At 69.4% G+C, this 20,344-nt stretch carries 20 protein-coding genes; 6 read left to right on the top strand and 14 right to left on the bottom strand.

The features are described 5' to 3' along the window. Positions 1–134: 134 nt before the first annotated feature. Positions 135–308, bottom strand: coding sequence for a DUF397 domain-containing protein (locus tag SM418_RS17115; RefSeq protein WP_371941796.1), 174 nt, complete (start codon positions 306–308; stop codon positions 135–137). After that, positions 299–1,114 carry a helix-turn-helix domain-containing protein gene (locus SM418_RS17110; RefSeq protein ID WP_371941795.1) on the bottom strand — a complete coding sequence of 272 codons (816 nt, stop codon included), beginning with the start codon at positions 1,112–1,114 and terminating at the stop codon, positions 299–301. Before SM418_RS17110 ends, SM418_RS17115 begins: the two co-directional genes overlap by 10 nt. Here SM418_RS17110 and SM418_RS17105 point away from each other — a divergent pair. Next, positions 1,060–1,326 (top strand): CBS domain-containing protein, encoded by a 267-nt coding sequence (locus SM418_RS17105; protein WP_371941794.1) that lies wholly within the window; start codon positions 1,060–1,062, stop codon positions 1,324–1,326. The two genes, SM418_RS17110 and SM418_RS17105, sit on opposite strands and share 55 nt — an antisense overlap. A 168-nt stretch (positions 1,327–1,494) precedes the next feature. Here the strand turns inward: SM418_RS17105 and SM418_RS17100 are convergent, their stop codons facing one another. Beyond that, positions 1,495–2,508: a helix-turn-helix transcriptional regulator gene (locus tag SM418_RS17100; protein WP_371941793.1), complete on the bottom strand. Its 1,014-nt coding sequence runs from the start codon at positions 2,506–2,508 to the stop codon at positions 1,495–1,497. Positions 2,509–2,571: 63 nt separating this feature from the next. Here SM418_RS17100 and SM418_RS17095 point away from each other — a divergent pair, with 63 nt between their 5' ends. Both SM418_RS17095 and SM418_RS17090 read left to right on the top strand, forming a co-directional pair. Further along, entirely contained in the window at positions 2,572–3,720 is a 1,149-nt protein-coding gene (locus SM418_RS17095; RefSeq protein WP_371941791.1) for an epoxide hydrolase family protein, read from the top strand. Between the two features lie 46 nt (positions 3,721–3,766). Next, on the top strand, positions 3,767–4,000 hold the full coding sequence (locus tag SM418_RS17090; RefSeq protein WP_371941789.1) for a hypothetical protein: 234 nt from the start codon (positions 3,767–3,769) through the stop codon (positions 3,998–4,000). Between the two features lie 172 nt (positions 4,001–4,172). Here the strand turns inward: SM418_RS17090 and SM418_RS17085 are convergent, their stop codons facing one another. Then, positions 4,173–4,733 (bottom strand): DUF3558 domain-containing protein, encoded by a 561-nt coding sequence (locus SM418_RS17085; protein WP_371941787.1) that lies wholly within the window; start codon positions 4,731–4,733, stop codon positions 4,173–4,175. Positions 4,734–5,068: 335 nt separating this feature from the next. On the opposite strand from SM418_RS17085, the gene SM418_RS17080 reads away from it, so the two are divergent. After that, a complete protein-coding gene (locus SM418_RS17080; protein ID WP_371941785.1) occupies positions 5,069–7,120 on the top strand; it encodes a right-handed parallel beta-helix repeat-containing protein in 2,052 nt (683 codons plus the stop codon). Positions 7,121–7,295: 175 nt separating this feature from the next. On the opposite strand, the gene SM418_RS17075 is transcribed toward SM418_RS17080, so the two are convergent. From SM418_RS17075 to SM418_RS17060, 4 genes are all read right to left on the bottom strand, one after another. Continuing rightward, the gene (locus SM418_RS17075; protein ID WP_371941784.1) at positions 7,296–8,351 is read right to left on the bottom strand and encodes a hypothetical protein; all 1,056 of its coding nucleotides are present in this window, start codon (positions 8,349–8,351) and stop codon (positions 7,296–7,298) included. 349 nt (positions 8,352–8,700) lie between these two features. Next, a complete protein-coding gene (locus tag SM418_RS17070) occupies positions 8,701–8,934 on the bottom strand; it encodes a response regulator transcription factor (RefSeq protein ID WP_371941783.1) in 234 nt (77 codons plus the stop codon). A gap of 68 nt (positions 8,935–9,002) precedes the next feature. Next, complete coding sequence (locus SM418_RS17065) at positions 9,003–10,337, bottom strand: family 43 glycosylhydrolase (RefSeq protein WP_371941781.1); 1,335 nt, start codon at positions 10,335–10,337, stop codon at positions 9,003–9,005. A 113-nt stretch (positions 10,338–10,450) separates the two neighbouring features. Beyond that, complete coding sequence (locus SM418_RS17060; protein ID WP_371941779.1) at positions 10,451–11,527, bottom strand: hypothetical protein; 1,077 nt, start codon at positions 11,525–11,527, stop codon at positions 10,451–10,453. Positions 11,528–11,839: 312 nt separating this feature from the next. Between SM418_RS17060 and SM418_RS17055 the strand changes: the two genes are divergently transcribed. Further along, a complete protein-coding gene (locus SM418_RS17055) occupies positions 11,840–12,262 on the top strand; it encodes a hypothetical protein (protein ID WP_371941778.1) in 423 nt (140 codons plus the stop codon). A 155-nt stretch (positions 12,263–12,417) separates the two neighbouring features. On the opposite strand, the gene SM418_RS17050 is transcribed toward SM418_RS17055, so the two are convergent. The 4 genes from SM418_RS17050 to SM418_RS17035 all read right to left on the bottom strand — a co-directional run bounded on the left by SM418_RS17050 (position 12,418) and on the right by SM418_RS17035 (position 16,335). Then, positions 12,418–13,605, bottom strand: coding sequence for an MFS transporter (locus SM418_RS17050; protein WP_371941777.1), 1,188 nt, complete (start codon positions 13,603–13,605; stop codon positions 12,418–12,420). Further along, on the bottom strand, positions 13,602–14,492 hold the full coding sequence (blaOXA, locus tag SM418_RS17045) for a class D beta-lactamase (RefSeq protein ID WP_371941775.1): 891 nt from the start codon (positions 14,490–14,492) through the stop codon (positions 13,602–13,604). Before blaOXA ends, SM418_RS17050 begins: the two co-directional genes overlap by 4 nt. 183 nt (positions 14,493–14,675) lie before the next feature. Further along, positions 14,676–15,548: an enoyl-CoA hydratase/isomerase family protein gene (locus SM418_RS17040; RefSeq protein ID WP_371941774.1), complete on the bottom strand. Its 873-nt coding sequence runs from the start codon at positions 15,546–15,548 to the stop codon at positions 14,676–14,678. 16 nt (positions 15,549–15,564) lie between these two features. Further along, a complete protein-coding gene (locus SM418_RS17035) occupies positions 15,565–16,335 on the bottom strand; it encodes an SDR family NAD(P)-dependent oxidoreductase (protein ID WP_371941773.1) in 771 nt (256 codons plus the stop codon). A 69-nt stretch (positions 16,336–16,404) separates the two neighbouring features. Between SM418_RS17035 and SM418_RS17030 the strand changes: the two genes are divergently transcribed. Continuing rightward, a complete protein-coding gene (locus SM418_RS17030; RefSeq protein WP_371941772.1) occupies positions 16,405–17,046 on the top strand; it encodes a TetR family transcriptional regulator in 642 nt (213 codons plus the stop codon). A 106-nt stretch (positions 17,047–17,152) separates the two neighbouring features. On the opposite strand, the gene SM418_RS17025 is transcribed toward SM418_RS17030, so the two are convergent. Both SM418_RS17025 and SM418_RS17020 read right to left on the bottom strand, forming a co-directional pair. Further along, the gene (locus SM418_RS17025) at positions 17,153–19,930 is read right to left on the bottom strand and encodes a lantibiotic dehydratase (RefSeq protein WP_371941771.1); all 2,778 of its coding nucleotides are present in this window, start codon (positions 19,928–19,930) and stop codon (positions 17,153–17,155) included. Beyond that, positions 19,927–20,250 (bottom strand): phosphopantetheine-binding protein, encoded by a 324-nt coding sequence (locus tag SM418_RS17020; RefSeq protein ID WP_371941770.1) that lies wholly within the window; start codon positions 20,248–20,250, stop codon positions 19,927–19,929. Before SM418_RS17020 ends, SM418_RS17025 begins: the two co-directional genes overlap by 4 nt. Positions 20,251–20,344: the final 94 nt, after the last annotated feature.

Here is a 20,344-nt window from a genome sequence, read left to right as displayed (position 1 = left end):
ATCGGTATCGCGGCGCTGACGAAGCCTCGCGGTGCCCTGACCCCGCGGCGCCTGCTTTCGGTGTGCCTACAGAAGGCAAACAACAGAAGCCCCGGTCCCTCTCGGGCCGGGGCTTCTTCAGTGTCACGTTGGCGTTAGCGCTTCAAGATTGCCAGGAGGCTCGCGAACTCGTCGCGGCGCAGGGTGAACTTGCCGCCGGCCGGGTCTTTGCTGTCGCGGATGCCCACGGACTCGCCGAGGTCGGCCAGTTCCACGCAGTTGTCTCCGGCCTCACTACTGCGCGACGACTTGCGCCAGGTCACGTCCATCGCTCCTCCACAACCTTCCGCATCAGTTCGACCGACGCCTTCGGCGAAAGCGCCGCCGCTTGGAGCCTACTGAACGCCTCGCTGACGAGCGCCAGGTCTCTCGGCTCTGCACTCGTCTCGCCCCCGACATTGCTTTCCAGGTACACGATCTCGCTGCGATCGGGTTGAGTCGCAATCACGAACGGCGCTCGGGCGTCGCGGTAGTAGCCGATCGGAGCGATCTGGATCGTGATGTTCTCCCGCTCCGACATCTCGATCAGATGCTCCAACTGTTCGCGCATGATCTCCCGGGAGCCGACCTCGCGGAGGAGGACGGACTCGTCCAGCACGACGAACACGGTCGGAGGGTTCGGTTTGGTGAGGATTCTCTGCCGTTGCATCCGCTCGCGGACGGCATCGTCGTTGCACAGGAGCACACGTGCGTACGCCTCGGTCTGCAGAAGCCCGTAGACCAACCTGATCTCGAACGCGCGCAGGGCGTTAGCGGACGCCTCGGCTCGGGGGAAGTCTGCGAAGAACTTCGGGTAGCTGCTGGAACGCAGGAGTTCGTCCCATGCATCGACCAGGGCCGTGCCCGCGTCCAGCCCCTTGTCCATGCGTTCGGCGAAGTCCCTGCGGCACTTGGTGCGCCCGGACTCGACCTGCGAGATGTAGCTCCGGGTGACCGCCGTCCGTGCGGCGAGTTCCGTGCGGTTGATTCCGGCTTCCTCGCGGAGACGCGTGACCTCTGCGCCGAAGGAGACGGTCTTGGATGTCGGTTTGCGTGCGGCCACTGCTTCGCCTCCACGTGAGCGAGGGGAACCCACCTACCAGCGATCGTCAGCGCCACGTGTGTTCCCACCCGGCTCTCCGCATCCCCGCCGGCACCACGGTCTCCACTGCACTGACTCGGATGCGCGAGGCCAGCGAACAGCTCGCCCTGGTGACCGAGGACCAACGGATCATGGGCGTCGTCACCATCACCGACGTGCTACGACGCCTGTTCCCCCGCGCGCCCGCACCGCCCCCGGCGACCTGATGACGACGGCCTGCTACTACCGCTGAAAAGAATGCTGGGATCGCGAGATCCGCAACGAGCGAAGGAAGCAACGCCTTTCTGGGGCACGTACGCGGGAACCGGGGTGCCATGTTGATGGGAGCGCGTTCACTGCCAATCCGACGCTGACCGGGCTGGAAGCGAGGGCTGTCACGACTCGGCCGCGCCGGCCGCGCGGAGGTAGCGGTGGCCGAGGGCCGCGACGTGGGTGCGCAGTTCGGGCGGGGAGACGACCTGGAAGTCGAGGCCGAGCATCCCGAGGTAGGCGGCGAGGGTCTCCAGGCTGTCGGCGCCGGTGACCAGGACGCAGCGGTCTGCGGCCACGGGCTCGACGATGCCGACCGTCGCATTGATCCGGGCCAGGACCCGTTCGGCCGAAGCGTGGACGGTGACGCGGGCGTGGACCTTCCAGCCCGTCGCCGCCACGTTCCGCAGGACGAACGAGGTGTAGTCACCGCCCGGCAGCGGTGTCGGAACGAAGGCCGGTCCGCCGGGCGTACGGAGGGTCATCAGGTCGGCTCGGAAAGCCGACCAGGCGCCCGTGTCTCCGTCCCGGGCGACGAGGTACCAGCGTCGGCGCCAGGCCACGAGGCGGTAGGGCTCCACCAGCTTGCGGCCCGGGGACGCTGCCGTCGCCGATGGGGGTCGGTCTCCGGCGGGCTCGACGGCGGCGGCGTAGTCGAAGCGGAGCTGGACACCGTCGCGGATGGCCGAGGCGATCGCGGTGAGGAGTGCGGCGTCGGTCTCGGGGTCGGCGGCGTCGGTGTCGAGGTTCTCCGGCGCCCGCGACGTGGCCTCGTGCAGGGCGAGGACCTGGCGGCGCAGCCGGTGCGGAAGCACCTGCTCGAGCTTCGCCAGCGCGCGGACGCTGCTCTCGGCGATGCCGCCGACGCCGGTGGCCGCGCGCAGCCCGATCGCGACGGCGACGGCCTCCTCGTCGTCGAGCAGCAGCGGCGGCAGTTTCGTGCCCGCGCCGAGCCGGTAGGAGCCCGCCGCGCCCCGGGTGGCGTCGACCGGGTAGCCGAGGTCGCGCAGCCGCTCGATGTCGTTGCGGATGGTGCGGGCGGTCACGCCTAGGCGTTCGGCGAGCTGCCCGCCGGTCCAGTCGGGCCGGGACTGGAACAGCGAGAGCAGCGCCAGAAGGCGCGCCGACGTTTCCAACATCTCTCCAGTATCCCGGACCATATAGGAACCTCTTCTTCCTATATGCCTCCTATCGTGAGGGACATGACGAAGACGCTGCACTCCACCGAGATCCGTCCCTTCACCGTCGCGATCGAGCAGGCCGAGATCGACGATCTGCACGCGCGGCTCGCCCGCACCCGCCTGCCCCGGCCGGCGGCGGCCGACGACTGGGCGCTCGGCACCCCGAACGGCTACCTGCGCGAGACCGTCGAGTACTGGCGCACCACGTTCGACTGGCGGGCGGCTGAGGCGCGGCTGAACGCGTTCCCGCACCACCTCACCGAGATCGACGGCCAGACCGTCCACTTCGTGCACGTGCCGTCGCCGGAGGCGGACGCGACGCCGCTGCTCCTGCTGCACACCTATCCCGGATCGTTCGCGGACTTCCTCGACATGATCGGCCCGCTGACCGACCCCGTCGCCCACGGCGGCCGGGCCGAGGACGCGTTCTCGGTGGTCGTCCCGTCGGTACCCGGCTTCGGTTTCAGCACCCCGCTCAACGGCGGCGGTTGGACCCAGGCGAGGGTCGCCCGCACCTTCGACGCCCTGATGCGCCGCCTCGGCTACGACTCCTACGGCGCGCACGGCAGCGACATGGGCGCGATGCTCTGCCGTGAACTCGGTCTTCTGAACCCGCCCGGATTCCTCGGGATGCACGTCCTGCAGCTGTTCTCCTTCCCCTCCGGCGACCCCGCCGAGTTCGAGGGGTTCGGTCCGAAGGAGTACGCGGCACTGGAGCACATGCAGTGGTTCCAGTCGGTCGGCGGCTACAACGCGATGAACGCCGCCCGGCCCCAGACGATCGGCGCGGCGGTGGCGGACTCTCCCGTAGGGCAGCTCGCCTACAGCGAACTGCTCAACTCCTTCGGCAACGGCACCAGCCTCGTGACCATCGACCAGATCCTGCTCCAGGTGTCCCTCTACTGGTTCACCAACACCCAGGCCACCGCGAGCCGGTACTACTACGAGGAGGCCCGCTCGGGAGCCGAGCCCGCGGTCAACACCGCCCCGACGGGCGTCGCGGTCTTCGCCGACGACTTCCAGACGATCAGGTCTCTCGCCGCAAGGGACAACACCAACATCGTGCACTGGAGCGAGTTCCCCAAGGCGGGCCACTTCGCCGCGATGGAGGCCCCCGACGACGTCGCCGCCGACATCCGCGCGTTCTTCGCCGGACTGCGCGCAGTCTGACACGATCATCTGCGTCGGCCCCGGCCCGTGGAATCCCGCGTTCGCGATGGTCAAGCTCGGCAGGTTCGGCGAGGTCGCCGCCGCCGAGCGCTCGGCAGGCCATCACGAGCAACTCGGCGGCATGGCGCTCGGGGCCGGCGATGCGGGTACGGCCGACGGCGCCGTCATCGCCGCTGAAGTGCAGGTCCCGGCCGGAGGCGAGTGCTTCGGCCGGGACTCCGGCCGTGCATCGCCGTTCGGCCGCGGCGCGACGTGGTCATGCAGGGCCGGGAGCGTCTGACGAACGGCGGATTCGATGAGCGAAGAGATGCCAGATGACCGACACCGTCGTTGAGAACGGGGCCGGGGAGCAGCCGGTCCCGGGGGCCATCGCGTGTGGCCTCGGACGAGGGACATCAGAGGCCGGGCATGAGGTGCAGCGAGAACGCCTCAGCCCTGAGTCGCTCAGGCCGTCACACCCGGCCGATCACCAGTTGTGTCACTTCGATGAACTTGCGTCCGGGTACCACGGCCGGTGCCGCGAAGATCACTGTTCTGGTCTGGCCGTTGTATCGCTTGCTGGCCGTGAGGACCGAGAACCCGTTTTTTGTATAGATAACTGCGGCGGCTCCCACGCCGGGCACCCGACGGCTCTTGACCTCGCTGTTCTTGGCCACCGCGGCGATCACTGCCTTCGGTGTGACGTTCGGCCGTGACATGACGGTGAGCGCGAAAGGTTTCTTCCCGCCGCTGCCGTACGCGCACGTGAAATCGTTCGGATTATCGGTTTTTTCGTCAGTTGCCGTCAGTTTCGTGCGAGCACCGCCACCGAGCAGTGTCTTCAGCTCCGTCGCCGAAAGGAGCGGGCAGGCGGCGGTCAGCTTCGCGGCCGGGGACGGCGTGCGATCCGCGCCGCCCGAAGTAGGCGTGGTGGGCGGCGCGGACGTCGAACTGGACGGCGCATCCTGGGAGCAACCGCCCACCAGGGCGACGCCGACACACATCAAGGACAAAAAGCGAATAGTTCGCAACACAAGTGATCACCCTATGCTTCAGTCGTATACGGACCAAATCGCTACAGTCTCCAGCGCTTCGTCCTGGCCGGCGACCTGCCTGCGCGCCCATTTTCCGGGGCCGCCCCCCTCTACGGCCCCTCCGGCGCAAGCCGCGGGTAGCCGCCAGCGGCTCCTCCCGCGGAGAGCATCACCCGCTTGGACGGCTCCCTGATCAGACCGGAGACCGGGACGCGTGGCCCGAAGATCGATACCAGTCTGGTTGTGAGACTTCCTCGGATTTGATGATCGTGGTTCCATAGGTGCCGAGCAAGCGTTTGGGGATCGACTCGGAGCGCTGAGCGAGGGAGAACCGGATGGGCCTGCGGTTTCTCGGGAGGTTGTGGGTGCCCCTGGCGGCCGCGGCCGTGCTGCTCCTCGGCATGGTGCAGGCGGCGCAGGCGCACATCGAGCGGCCGTCGTACTGGCCGTCTCCCGGCCCCGACTGCTCCGTCAGCCCGTGCGCGGGCGGGAGGGTGCCGACGGCCCGGAGCCTGGCGTCGGCCGTCCAGACCGTTCCGGGGAGCACGACCCGCGTGGTGTGCCGGCCGGACTCGCTGGAACGGCTGGACGCCTCGATCAAGCGGGCGCTGAAGTCGGGCTACGACGTCCGCCCGAACGACCACCGGACGCTCGGCGCCACCCAGGCGCGGGAACTGAAGCGGACCAACCGGGCGTTGTTCGACCGCTGCCGGTACAGCGAGATCCAGCCCGCGGTGACCGATTCGCGGAACAACGACCGGGTCGTGGTGCTGCCGGGCGTCTACACCGAGCCCACGGCGCGCCAGAAGCCGACGCACGACCCGGCGTGCGACCAGTACAAGCTGAGCACGGGCGCGTACTCCTACCTCGGCGAGTACACCTGCCAGAACGACGCCAACCTGATCGCCGTGCTCGGCCGGGCCCCCGGCGGCGGCCAGGACCCGGACCCGCCGCTCGTCGACCGGCACGGCATCCCCAACCGCGGCGCGTGCGTGCGCTGCAACCTCCAGCTCGAAGGATCGGGCGTGAGCGCCGACGACGTGGTCGTGGACGCCGGTGACCCGTCGTCCGGCAACGGCGGCCCGCACAACTCGGCGAAGGACGTGGGCATCCGCGCCGACCGGGCCGACGGCTTCGTGCTGCGGAACCTGACCGTCCGGCACGCGGGCGAGCACGACATCTACGTGCTGGAGAGCAACGGATACCTGCTGGACAGCTTCAAGACCTTCTACGCGGGCGAGTACGGCGTGCTCACCTTCGTCGAGGACCACGGCGTGATCCAGAACTGCGAGGCGGCCGGGAACGGCGACTCCGGGCTCTATCCCGGGTCGGGCGCGAAGACCGCGGCGGGACGCGACGAGAGCGTCTACCCGGCCGCGCGGTACAGCCAGGAGATCCGCTACTGCGACTCCCACCACAACACCAGCGGCTACTCGGGCACCGACGGCAGCGCCACCTGGGTGCACCACAACAACTTCTACGACAATGCCCTCGGCTTCACCACCGACGTGTTCACCGCCGCCGGGCATCCCGGTTTCCCGCAGCAGGGCGACCTCGTCGAGAACAACGACTTCTACTCCAACAACTTCAACCCGTACCTGGCGAACAGCGACGTGGTGCCGACCGTGCCAGTGCCCGTGGGGAGCGGGATGTGGATCGCCGGCGGTGACGACAACATCGTCCGGAACAACACCTTCCGCGACAACCGGCGGCGCGGGGCCATGCTCTTCGCCGTCCCGGACGCGTTCGTCTGCGCCGACCAGCCCTTGACGGGCTGCGACCCGCTGAAGCTGTCCACCTCGCACCGCAACCAGTTCTACGGCAACCGGATGACCGGCAACGGCCTGGACTTCTGGTGGGACGCCTTCCCCGGCAACTCCGGCAACTGCTGGTACTCCAACGGCACCGTCACCACCTCACCCGGCAACCTGCCGGACTGCCTGAACGGCAAGGCGCCCTTCCTCAGCATCGGGTTCGGCAACCTGGGCAACGAGCTCGAACTGCTCACCTGCATGGCCAACCTGAAGCCCGGCGGCCCGTGCCCCTGGTTCACGACCCCCGAGGCGACCGCCCCGGCCGCATCCAGGACGGCGCCCGCGGACGACCCCCACCACCCCGAGACGAGCGAACTCGACGACGCGATGCTCGCCGCGATGACCTGCCATTCCTGGCAGGAGATGACGACCGGCCAGCGCGACCACATGCTGGCCAAGATGGCAGTGTTCATGGGCGGCCAGATCGACCATCCGGGGGCGCGCGGCACGACGCTGAGCAACCAGAAGGCGACCAGCATGCTCAACAACGCCTGCGGGCTGTCCTTCGCGGGACCGTTCAAGCTCTACAAGCTCTACGCCCGAGCGGCGGCCTTCCCCCTGCAACTCCCATAACGACTCCAAGGGGCTGGCAAGCGGTGGGCGGGCGTGCCGGCCCTCCCTCGGACGCCGTCTCCGTACTGAGTACGGATGTGCCTTCTGCCAGGCCCCTGTCAAATGGAGGCAAGGACACCCGAGAGTTCGAGGTGAGGCAATGAGCAGTTCCGTCCGGCAGCTGGTGACTCGCGCACTAGCCGAGGTGCGCAACATGTCGGTGCCAGAGGTCACCGAGGCGCTGGAGGCGCAGGATCGCTGCGCGGTCGGGTCGCCCGGTCGCCTGATCGGCGTCCGCGAGCAGGAGCAGGCTCGTCACGAGCACGTTCCGGTCGCCCAGACCAACGGCGATCTCAAGGGCCTCGGCGAAGTGCTGCCAGGCCCGCCCGCGTTCACCGGCGGAGGCTGCGGCGCCGCCGAGGCCGTGGAGGCATCGCGCCGCGCAGCGCAGGTCGCCGATCTGACGGAACTCGGAAAGCAGCCCGGCGAACCGGGGGCCGGCGGCGGTTCGGTCCTCACGTGCCTGTGCGAGGCGGGCGAGGGCGAGCTCGACGTGCAGGCGCTCGTGCTCGTTGCCGCTGATCCCGGCCAGCCGACCGGCCTCGGCCAGCCAGGTCGCGGCCTCGTCGAGACGGATGCGGTCCTCGATCGCGAAATTGGCCATGTGGAAGAGGCAATTGGAGCGCTTGACCGGGTTATGTAGGTGGTCGAAGAGGTCGGCGGCATCCGCCAACCGGGTCAGGGCGGCCGGGGTGTCCGGCACGGACAACCCCAGGCGGAACAGCGCCAGAGCGCGATGCCAGTCGTCGCCCAGGCGCTCGAAAAGGGAGACGGCCCGTTCGAGGAGCTCGAACTCGCCGCCCTGCGCCACCACCGCCGCCCTCGCCGTCCAGCCGAGGGCGAGCAGGGCCAGCGCGCGGTCCTGCGTTGAGGCGTTCCCGGCACGCTCATACGCGTGTTCGGCGAACCCCCGCGCCCGTTCGGTGTCCTGGTAGTCGAGCAGGATGGCGCAGGTGATCGCGGCTCGAACGCCCAGGGCGCCCCGCGGGAAGGGGCGCTCGAGCAACGTGTCGAGCCAGTCGAAAAGCTCGCCGCGGGCGCCGAGCACCTCCCATCCGGTGCAGATGCCCGCGAGGAACTCCCACGCGACGGTCGTCTCCGGCTGCTGGAGAGCCCACTGCATCCCGGCCCGCAGGTCCGCCCAGTGGCGCGGCCAGCAGATCCGCCAGCAACGCCGCCGCGCCGTCGGCAACGTGCTCGCAGTTGTCGACGAGGAGCCAGTGCCGGCCCTTCGCGAGCGCGGCACGGACCTGGGCGAGCGAGCCGCCCCGTCCCGGCGACGAGCCCGAGGGCGTCGGCGAACTCCCGTTCCGCGCTCTGGCCGGGCGCGACGCGGGCGAAGTCGACCAGGACGGCGGGCGGCAGGGAGGTCTCCGTGTTCGCCAGGTGCAGCGCCAGCCGGGTCTTGCCGGTCCCGGCGGGCCCCGTCAGCGTCAGCAGCCGGTGGGCGCCGACGAGCCGGCGCACGTCGTCGATCTCCCGGCCTCGTCCGACGAACGAGGAAAGCGGCTTGGGCAAGGCGGCGGCGTCCCGGAGCGCCTTCAGCCGTTCCGCCGCCTCGACCAGGACCTGCCAGTTCGGCGAGGCAGGCCGGTCCGGGCCGCCGTTTTGCGGAGGAGTGCCGACACGTGGCTTTCCACGGTCCGTTCCGAGACGTGCAGGGCATCGGCGATCTCCTGGTTGTGCAGGCGATCCCCGACGGGCCAGAAGACCTCCAGCTCCCGGGGCGTCACCCCCGCCGCCCGCAACTCGTCCGGAAAGACGTCCGATCCCACTCTCGAAGTATCCCGTTATCAGCGGGCAGATCGACCTCGGTTTGGCGGGCGCGGGGCTCTGGCCGAGCTCACGCGATCTCGACAAAGTCCAGTTCGGCCCACCGGCTGTGGTGCTGGAAGCGCAGGGTGTTCCATCCTCGGGCGAGGCTGAGGGAGGTCGAGACCTGTTGCCAGTTGTCCCAGCCGTGCGCAGGATAATTCAGTACGAATCGGGTTGTACCGTTCACCGTCACGGTGTGCTGGGCGTCGCCGCCTCCGGCGGCGTACACGACGTGCGCGGTGTAGGTTCCAGCGGCCGGTGCGAACACCTGGATGTCGACCCAACTGTCCTGATGGTCCAGTCCGGCCACGACGGCGCCCTGCGATGCGCCGACAGCGCCGGTGCGGGTTTCGGCGTGGTTCAGCATGCCGCGCTCGGCCTCGTAACGAACCCGGCTTCCTCGCACGACGGGGTGGTCATTCGCCCAGCCCAGGTCCGCTGTATATGTCCAGCGCGCTCCATTTCCAGGGCAATCCCCTACCCAGCCGTGAAAGAAGACGTCCTCGCCGAGCACGTCGGCGCCGCCGGGGCCCCGCACCGCACCGCCGAGGGTCTCGGTCGTCATCAGCGGCCGGTAGGCCTTGCTGAAACGCCCGGTGAGCGAGGAGGACACGGCGTAGCTGGTGAAGTATTCGTCGCTGCAGTATGAGCCGCCCGAGTAGAGGAGCACGTACTGGGTGGGGCGTTTGATCAGTACAGGTGCTTCGATCACTCCATTTTCTTCAGCGCGATCGTTGCGGATCAATTCTTTGCGCGGGCCGACGAAGGTGATCCCGTCGGCTTGCACCTCCTGCAGCCAGATGACCGAGGGGGTGCCGTTGTTCAGCGCGTTCCCGTCATTCTTGTAGAGCAGATATCTCTTTCCGTCGGTGTCGACGAAGCTCGCCGGGTCGATGTCGCCGCCCTCGCTCGCGTCGCAGACGAGAGGCGCGTCGCCGATGGGCCGGAACGGGCCGAGCGGTCCGGTCGAGAGGGCGGCGCCGATGCACATGCGCGTGGGAGTGGTCGCAGCGCTCGGGGCGGTGAAGTACATGAGGTACTGGCCGTCCGCGCGCCGGGAGACGTCCGGTGCCCAGAAACCGCCTTTCTCCGTCGCCCAGGACGGCCTGCTGGGCAGGGCGTCCCCGCGCATGGTCCACGGCCCGGAGGCGGACGGTGCACTGGCGACGGGAACCGCGCCTGCCGAACTGCTTGTGGAGTAGGCGTAGACGGTGGACCCGGCCTGGATCACGTCCGGGTCCGGAAAGTCGGCGGCGATGACCGCTCTGGGAGGCACTGTGGCCGCCGCCAGAACCGGGCCGCCGTGCGCCGTGGCCATCACGAGCATGGTGACCAGCACCACGGTACGGCTGAACGATCGCATCACGCTCTCCTGATGGCTGCAGGGACGGTCGAGTCTCCAGGGCCGCCCCGCCGTGCCATACGCGCACCGGGCCAGGGGCACCGGGCGGTGTTGCACAGCGGGCGGGGCGAACCTCATTTCAGGTAGCTGAGGCGGCGCGCTCCGACCCAGGTCTGGTCGGTGATGCGGTAGTCGTGTTCGGCTTCACTGTCGGGGTGGTCTGGGCCGACATTGACGGTGTCGGCTCGGGACCAGGCTCCGTCGACTTTCTGGTCGACGAAGTAGGTGAACTCGTTGAAGTCCAGTTCCGAGGACACGAACGTGTTGACGATGGCGAGCCGGCGGTGCCCCACGGTCAGCGCAGGGGGGAGGACGATGCTCTGGTCTTTCCAGATCCGAGGCCCCCCCTGCAGGGGTTGCCATACCGCGGCCAGGGCCCCGTCCACGGTGACGGTGGCGGTTTGCCTCGCGATGATGGCGTCCAGACGGCGAGTCAGTCGTATCTCGGTATGGGCGGGATTGACGGTCACGTTGAATCGGCTCGACCCGCCCCTGCTGAACGCACGACCGTCGTCGGTCAGGCCTTGGGGAGGTGAGCCCGGGTCGGTGAGTGCCAAGAGGCCGATGGCGGCGGCCAGGCCCGCGGCAGCGGCCAGCCCGATCGACAGTCCGATACGACGCCGAGCAGGCTTCCTGTCGCGGACGGCCTTGCCCATGACCGGCTGACTGTTCTGGCCTGCTGGAGCGGAGCCGCCCTTGGGCTCACTGGAAGAGTACTGAGGGGCGGGCCCGTCGTGTTCCGCACCAGCGGGCTGTGCCACGGAGACCTGCGTGGAGACCTGCGCAGTGGAGATCTGGGAGATCTTCACCCGTTCCCATGCCCGCTCCCAGTCGGGGAGTTGCCCGTCGGGCACCTGACATGCCCGCAGGAACGCCACCATCACCGCCTTCTTGGGGAACCTGCGGCCGGCCAGCATGTCCGAACACGTCGCCCGCGCCAGCCGGGTCCCGCCCGCCCGGTTCGCCCGCAACTCCAACTCTCGCAGCGACACATCGGCCCGCGCGTACTGCTCGGCCAGCAGCCTGGCGAGTTCCTCGGTGCATGCCACCGAATCCAACTCGGACCGGCGTACGGCCCGGGAGGCTTCTGGATCATCACTGATCGTCACGCTGGACCTCTGCGTTTGATGGCGGGCGGCGCGGTTCTCCACTGTCCTGACGCTGATTATGCCGCAATCCTGTCCGACAGTGTCCGAGCAGTGACCGTACGTGTCCGATCGTGGTCGTGTGCTGTCCGCTTTCAGCCCCAGCCCGGACGAAGGCGGACGAGCCTGTCCAGCGCTCTGTTGGACACCTTCACAACCGGGTTTTCCTCTTCCCAGGGCACCTGCCGGTTTCCGTCGCTGCGGCGACAGACCCCGTGAGCGGGCCCGCCTGCACCACAAGGATCGCGTCGGCCCCTTCGGGCCGCCGAACACATGAATCTCCGCTGCTTGAAGCAGCGAGATGGATGGGAGAACGTCATGCACACCACCGCGAAAGTCGCCGGCCGCGTGCTGGCCACCACCGCCGCCGGCCTGCTGGCCATGGGGGTCGCAGCCGGCACCCATGCCTCGGCTACCGCGAAGCCCGAGCCCACCGCCACGCAGGGCACGACCATGGTTCTCAAGGACCGCCAGACCCTGCCTGGCAAGAAGCCCCTGACGGGCAAGACCGCCGCCAAGCGCGTCGCGCTCAAGGGCTATGTCACCGACGGGGTCTGGAGCACCGACATGGCCTGGGGCGCCGGCGTGCGCATCAGCTCGGGCCGGTACGGCGCCTACACCGATTGCAGCGACGGCAGCACGCGCTACGGCCCGAAGCAGGGCCCCGGGTACTGGGCGTTCGGCGGCAACTGCGAGGGCGCCGGCCACCTGATCGAGGGCGGCGTCTACGGCAGCGGCTGACCTCAAGGCCCGCGTCCGGGAGGGCCGCTCCCTTGACCGCCCGTGTGGTCGAGGGAGCACGCCCGCCACCTGAGACCGGACGCGCTGACAGCGGCCGTGGGCGGCGGCTCTCCCCGCCGCCCACGGCCGCGGCACCACCCCAGGCAGTCGATCAACTACGAAACCGGTGCGCGCCGTCCCGCGTCGGCCTCCCGGCTGGAAAGGCAGCGGGTCACGGCCGCCGAGGCGCAGGCGGCCACCGCCAGGGCGGTCATCGCCATCGTCGCTCCACGCGGCCCGTACTCGAACAGCCGGCTCACGGCGATGCCGCCGGCGAAAGCGAGCAGGCCGGAGAAGAACGCCCGCACGCCCAGGTGGGTTCCGTAATGCGCGGACGGGGCGAGCCGGACGACGGTCTGGAACACCGCCGGTTGCAGCAGACCGCCCGCGATCCCGTGCAGCACCGCCGCCGCGACCAGGCCCGCAAGCCGGTCCCCTGCGCCGGCCGCCAGCAGCAGGTAGCCGCCCCCGGCGCACAGCAGCCCCGCGCGCAGCACACCGAACCGTTCAGCGCGGGTCCCCGCCGCGCACCAGGGCTGGACCGCCGCCGACACCGTCGCCAGGACGCAGGTGAACAGCGTGACCGCGCGTGGTTCCGCGCCGCCCAGCGGCACCACCACCGACGCCTGGTCCGTCAGCAGCATCGTGGGCATCGACACGGCCACGAACCACATGAAGAACCGGTTCCGCAGCGCCGTCCGCACTCCGGCCGCGGCCCCGTCCTCGGACGGAACCCGCGGACCGTTCCGTACCAGCGGGAACAGGCACGCCGCCAAGATCCACAACCCGGCCGCCGTCAGCGCCACCAGCCAGTAGCCGATGTTCAGCAGTGCCAGCCCGACCGCCGGCCCGAGCACCGCCATCGCCTGCAGCGTCATCGTGTACGCCGCATACCCGCGGGCGCGCCGCCGCTCGGCGACCCCTGCCAGCAGCGACTGCGCCGCCGGATGGAACAGCGCTCCGCCCGTGCCCAGCAGCACCGCCGCGACAACGAGCCCGGACGGGGAGGACACGGCGCCCAGCAACGCGAACCCGGCCGCGCGGAGCAGGCAGGCAAGCGTGCCCGCCCGGGCCGGGTCGAGCACGTCCACCAGCGCGCCGACCGGGAGGGAGAGCGTGTGCTGCACCAGGTTGCGCAGCGACAGCACCAGGCCGATCAGCCCGGTGGCCGCTCCCAGGTCCTCCTTCAGGTGTACGACCAGGTGCGCCATCGCCGAGAAGTAGCCGAGCGAGATGGCCGCCTGAATGGCGACGACCACGGTGACCGTGCGACGGTCACCGTGGTCCGCGGAGGAGACGCTCACGCAGTGGGCAGCACGTTCAGCCGCTGCAGCAACTCGCGCGCGACCGTGGCGCGCTTGCCGGCGTCGCCGTCCTTGGTGACGTCGATGTTCAGCGCGAACGTGTACACACGTCCGCCGCGCTCGACCCACCCGGCCCACCAGCCGGTGCCGGGGCCCGGGGCGTTCTGCCACCCCGACTTGGCGAACAGTTCGTACCCGTCCTTCTCCTCCTGCTTGATCAGCTCCCGGACGGTGCGCTGGTGCTCACGCGAGGCGGGCAGGCGGCCGGCCGCCAGCCGCTCCATGAACCGGGTCTGCTCCACCGCCGAGATCTTCAGCGGGCCGTCCAGCCAGAACCGGTCCACCACCGCCCCGGCCTGGCGGTTGCCGTAGCCGAGGCGGTGCAGCCACTGCCGTTCGCGCTGCAGGCCGATCCGGCGGGCGATCACCTGGAACGCCGCGGCGTTGGAGACGCGGACGGCCTCCCGCATCGTCATGTCCTGCTCCCATTCGGGGTACGGCTGCGGCGTCCCGTCCCAGGGGATCACCTCGTCAGGGCTCTTGACCGCCCCCGTTTCCAGGGCGACCAATACGTGCGGGACCTTGAAGGTGGATGCGGGCACCAGCGCGGTCTGGGCACGCCGCCGGTCCACCACGGTCGTGCTCTGGGTTCTCACGTCCAGCAGCGCGAACGAGCCCCGCACGCCCGCCGCGTCGAAGACGGCCCGCAGATCGTCGCGCTCGGTGATCCCGGGCCGGATCGGATCGGCCGCCGCGACGACGGCGGCGCCGCGCGGGGTGGAGTCATGGGCGGCCGCGCCGCACGCGGCGGTGCCGAAGAGGGTGAGCGCGGCGAGCGTGGTGGCACCCAGCCGAGCGCGCAGAGTTCGGGGAGAAGGCTTGATCATGCGGTCACTCGACCACTAAACGATGCCCTCTGTCCAATATGCATATCAATCAGCGATTGATATGCAAAAGCGAATTATTGCAGCTCAAGTGGGTGACCTGGCGTCATCGACACAGCGTCCAGCCGCGCGCCGCGATCCCCGGCTCGGCTGCCGGCGGACGCCGCAACGTGAGGAGTCGCCCAATCACGAGTCGGTGTAGACGGGCGGCCGGCGTTCGACGAAAGACGCGGCCTGTTCGGCGTGGTCGCGGGTGTAGGAGGTGAGGATCTGGGTGCGGTTCTCCAAATCGATGCCGGCCTGGAGGCTGGAGACCTCGAGCTGGCTCCAGGCGACCTCCTTGGTCATCCACACGCCCATCGGGCTGTTGGCGCAGATCTGCGCGGCCGTCTCCAGAGCGGCCTCGACCGCCTTGCCCTCGTCCACGACGCGGTTGACGAGGCCGATGCGCAGGGCCTCCTCCGCTTCGACGAAGCGGCCGGTGAGCAGCAGTTCGTGGGACGGGCCGGCGCCGACGAGGCGGGGCAGGAGCCAGCTGACGCCGATGTCGCAGCCGGACAACCCGATCTTGACGAAGGCGGCGTTGAACCTGGCGGTGGCCGAGGCGACCCTGACATCGCTGGCCAGGGCGAGGGCGAAGCCGCCGCCGGACGCCGGCCCGTTGACGGCGGCGATGACGGGCTGGCGCAGGTTGCGCAGTTTGGGGACGAGCGAGGCGATGGCCTGCTGGACGTGCATCCGGGCCTGCGGGCTGTGGCGCCCGGCTGCCTCGTCGTCCCCGGCGGGAGGGCCCGCGTCGCGGTTCGGAGGCTCGTACAGGTCCAGTCCCGCGCAGAAGGCGCGTCCCGCGCCGGTGAGGACGACGACGCGGCAGGAGTCGTCCAGGGCGACGTCGTCGAGCGCGGCGTGCAGGTCCTTGATCAGCTCGCCGGACATGGCGTTGAGCCGGTGCTCGCGGTCCAGGGTGAGCAGCCGGACGCCGGGCGCGGGTTCCTCGGCGCGCACCGTCCGTCCGGAGGCGGGTGTGTCGCGCAGGTAGGCGGCACCGTTGATCAGCATGTGGTTCCTTCTGCGCTCAGCGCGGGACGAGGCCGCCGTCGGCGATGAGGACCTGTCCGGTGACGAAACTGGAGGCGTCCGACGCCAGGAACAGGGCCGGGCCGACCATCTCGTCGGGGTCGGCCATCCGCTTCTGGAGGGCGGCCTGTTCCATCGCGGCCTGGAACTCGGGCGGGTTGTTGCGCACCATGTCGGTGTCGACCGTGCCGGGGGCCAGGGCGTTGACGCGGATGCCGCGCGGCGCGAACTCGGCGGCCATGGAACGCGTGTAGGCCACCATCGACGCCTTGGCCGCGGCGTACATCGACACGTACGGGGAGAACATGAACGCCCCGGCGGAGACCACGTTGACCACCGAGGCGGACGGGCTCGCGGTCAGGTGCTCCAGCGCCCGCTGCACCAGGAAGACCGGCCCGCGGACGTTGACCTCCTGGGACTTGGCGAACGCCTCGGGGGTGAGGGAGCCGAGCGGCAGCGCCAGGGCGTTGGCGGCGTTGTTGACGAGGACGTCGAGCCCGCCGAAGGTGTCGACGGTGCGCGTCACGAGGGCGTCCAGCGCGTCGAGGTCGCCGAGATGCGTGGGGACGCCGAGCGCCGGTGCGCCCATCTCCTTCAGATGCGCCTCCGTCTCGGCGCAGGGGCCCGGTTTGCGGCTGGCCACCACCACGTTCGCGCCGGCGGCGGCGAACCCCTCCGCTATCGCGCGCCCGATGCCGCGCGTGCCGCCGGTGACGAGCGCCGTTCTCCCCGACAGATCGAACAGCGACCGCAGACGTTCCGCGTCCATGGCGTCCCTTCAGCGAGCGGATGTTGGTGAGACTTTGCATCAACTGGGACAGAGTGTCAATATCGCGCTATGGAAGGTTCCCTGCGGGAGCGGAAGAAGCAGCGCACGTACACCGCGACGGCGCAGGCCGCGGTGAGGCTCGTCGCCGAACGCGGCATGCAGGCGGTCCGGGTGGAGGACGTCTGCGAGCGCGCGGAGATCAGCCGATCGACGTTCTTCCGCTACTTCGACTCCAAGGAGAGCTGCTTCATCATCGGGCTCAACCGCGGACGGCTCGACGCGGTGCTGGCCGCCCTGCAGGCCCGCCCGGCACACGAGGACGCCTTCACCGCCCTGTGCAACGCCTTCTACGACATCACCGCCGACTGGCGCCGCCACCGCGAGATCACCCAGCTGGAAATGCGCATCCGGGCCGAGGTCCCGGCGGTGCAGGTGCACTCCGACGCCGAACGCATCTCCTGGGAGAACACCCTGGCCACCGCCCTCGAACCCCGCTGCGCCGATGTCGGCGAACCCGCCCGCGCCCTCGCACCGCGCCTCGTGGCCGGGATCGTGCTGAGCGCGGTGCGGTTGGCGACGGAGCGGTGGCTGCAAGAGGGCGCCGCCCGTTCACCGGCCGAAAAGTACGCCGAAGCCTTTTCCGCGGTTCACGCCGTCCTCGAACGATCCCCCGGCGGAAGTGAGCGCAGCAGCGCAGAAGACGGCCAGTGAGGAACAAGTCCGTTGACGGCACCCGAGTGCCCGTCGTCGGCCTTCCACGGCTGAGCCGACGGGTGGGGGAAGGCGTCCCCGCTCCCCCGATCCAGCGAGCCGAGCGCTACTCGAGTCCCCTGCTCCGCAGCTCCAGAGTTTTGCGAAGGGCGAGTTCGTAGGCGAGGAACTCCAACCTCACCGGATCCGCCGCGAACAACCGGTTCATGTGCATGTGCAGCAGAGACCTCAGGAGGGCGGCGTCCATGATGTTCAGGTCCCGCACCCGCTCGAGCACCGCTTCTTCACTTTCATACCGATCAAGGAACCCGTCGACATGCACGCGGTGGCCCCGATAGAACTTGCCGACTCTATTGCCCTTGCGATTGAATTCCCAGCCGGTGTCATGCTGACACATCCGGTAGAAGTCGAGCCTGCGGTCGTGGTCTTCATACACGACGGCGGACCACTGCAGAATATCCGCCACCGCGCGATAGAGCCTCTCAAGGTGGCCGGGCCCCGCCCCTAGGAGACGCGCGATGTCCTCACTGTCCGCCGTGAACAGGGACTCGGCCTTCGCCAGGTTCGCCGGCCCGCCGTACCTCGTTGTCTCAGGCACGTAGCCGTCCATCACCGTACGTGCCACCAGAGCGGAATCACCGAATTCGTCCAACGCTGACATGACCGGCGTCCGAGCGGCGGGACGAGTGACCAGCATCCGCAGGCGAAGATGGTTTCCGTCCTCCTGATACCTGACGAAGAACCATTTCGATACGCGGCCCTCCGCAGTGAGTCGGTCAGCCAGCCGAGCCGCCTCGACGATCAACTCATCGGTCTCCACCACTCCGCAATAGTATTTGAAGTACAGCCACCTCTTGGAATGGGCGGGATCTCGACCGGCTGCGCGGCGCGGTGAAACCTCGTCGGGCACCCGGGCCAGGGGCAGGTAGATCTCCGCGACATGCCGTCCGGTCGGACTCGTCGCGGCCGGTGCCTCCATCTGCGGCAGTTCCCAGAAATCGAGGCGGCCTGCCTTGGCCGTCTTTTCCACGGCGTCTTCGATCGACTCCTTATCGGCGAGGTCCACGGGGACGTACTGGTGGACGTCCCCGTATCCCACCCATCTGCGGTCGCCGATTCCGGGGAGCAGCGCCCTCAGATCGTCGGATCTCACCTGTTCCGCCGTGACCCGCCACCGCTCGGGGACGACGATGACCTCGCCGCAGATGACGCGCGGGAGATGCGGCAGTTCCCCAAGAGAGCCCCACCGCCAGCGAACGGGATCGCCCCCCGCGAGCTGGGCCAGGAGACGGTAGAACGGGTCGGTGCTGTGGAGGAGGGCGTGATGGGCGGTGTTGAGCTCCAGGACGACCGGGCAGCCCGTCACCGCGTCCCGCAGCAGGAACCGGCCGTCCACCTGACGGATCAGCAGGCGGTCCAGAGTGAAGGTCCCGCCCGTGCCGCCACGCAGCGCGAGACGTTCCCCGCGCATGTCGGGTCGGAGGAGCACATTCGCCTGGTGCCCTCCCGGGTTGTGAACGACCTCCACATAGAGTTCGTCACCGGAGCGACATTCGGCCAGCCAGTCGTCCATGCGGGTGGAAAGTTCCGGGCGGGAGAGCCCGAACCGTGCCAGCCGGGACAGGGGCGCGCCCGGGTGCCCCGTCAGCAGGAGCGCGGTGAACCGCGCCTCGTACCGGTCGAGCACGGCGGCGTGGATCGAGTTGCTGACTCGCCGCTCGTTCGGCGGAAGCCCGGCCAGATCGAAGTCGCGTCCGGTCTCCATCCAGAATCTGAGCGCCCGGACCGCGATCTCGTCCACCTTCGCCTCCGGGCCGGACGAAGGGCCGACCACGCCGGCCATGCCGGGAATCGGCGACCGCACGGGTATCCACTCAGCCAGCATTCCCGAGCTGAAATCGACGGCCTGCAAGAGGTTCACTTCGGAGTCTTCGTAGCGTTCCCGGAAGCGCTCGCGGAATCGGGTCATGGCATTGCGGCGAGGGAACAGGGACTCGATGACCCGAATCGTCCCTTCCAGCCGCCCCTGGAGGCTCTCGGATATCCGGCCGGCGACCATCTTCAATTCGAGATCGAGGTGGAACCGTTCGTTCTCCGGATGATGGTCGAGCACGGCGATCGCTTCGCCTGCCTTGCGCCAGTCCCTCTTCAGGTCCGCGCGGAGGCCCTGCTCGATGGGGCGCAGTCCGGGTGACTCCAGACTTGCCAGGACAGTGGCCTCCTCGCGCCTTCCGCATCGTTCCAGCAGGTCCACAGCCAGCTCGCTGGGTTCGCATCCGGCACCGAGAAGATCGATTGCGGGGTGGAGCAGACCGGACCGGACCAGCTCCGCGACGGACCGCTCAGGCAGCAGCTCGCCGAGTTCGGCGGCCAGCAGCGTCCGGCCACGGCTGAGCGCCAGCCCGTCCAGCCAGTCGGTCGCCGGAACGACGGCCGTGCTCAGGTCGCGTCGCATGTACCGATACCCCTCGGGCACGCGGCACAGGGTCGGATTCACCTGCATCGCAACGGCGCCGCATCGGTCAAGGACCGCTTTCACCGCCTTCTCCAACGCCCCGACGTCCACCCGGACCCGGGCACGGTGCTCCGCCCGCGCGGCCATCACCAGGGACTCGCTCTCGCCGACCCCGACCACGGCCGTCCCGGCGAAGAGGCCGAAGGGCGTGGCTCTGCCGGCCATCCTGCGGACGTACCGGCCCACGGCGCGCGCGGCGCGCTCGTCCCGCTCGGAACGGTCGAGGAGCTGGCCGCCCGCGGCGACGCCGACCGCCTCGGCGACGAACGGCCGGGCGCGGTCGACGCCGGCGAGCTCGTCCACGCTGAGGGCCGCGACCCTCAGCAGGGCGAAACCGGCGTCCCGGGGCTTGCGTGCGAGCCCGCTCATGATTTCGTGTCCGAGGCGGCCCGGTCCTGCGGTGGCGGCTCGCCCGCGGCAAGATGCGCCATGGCCTGCCACAGTCTCGCCGGCGTCAGGGTCGTCCGGGTGGAGAAGAGCTCCAGCGACAGCACATCCCCGGAGAACTCCACCCCGTAGGCTTCGGCGAAGGCGACCAGGAAGTGGATCGTCTGAATCGAGTCCAGCCCGCTTGCCCGCAGGTCCAGATCGACGTCCAATTCATCATCCGCCGACAGACCTCGCACGTGCTCGCGCAGGATGGCCTCGAAAGTCTCGTCCCATTCTCGGCGTTGCGGTTCGGATGCCATTTCCTCTCTCCGATCGGCGACGGCGGCCGGGCCACCTCCCACGGTGACCCGCACCCGCCCCGCGCGGGGCGGGGCGGGTGCGGTCTTCTGCACT

The sequence above is a fragment of the Actinomadura chokoriensis genome, assembly GCF_041463665.1.
Classification (GTDB): domain Bacteria; phylum Actinomycetota; class Actinomycetes; order Streptosporangiales; family Streptosporangiaceae; genus Spirillospora; species Spirillospora chokoriensis_A.
The sequence above is the reverse complement of the archived record's forward strand: the minus strand, read 5'-3'. Positions and strand labels throughout refer to the sequence as shown.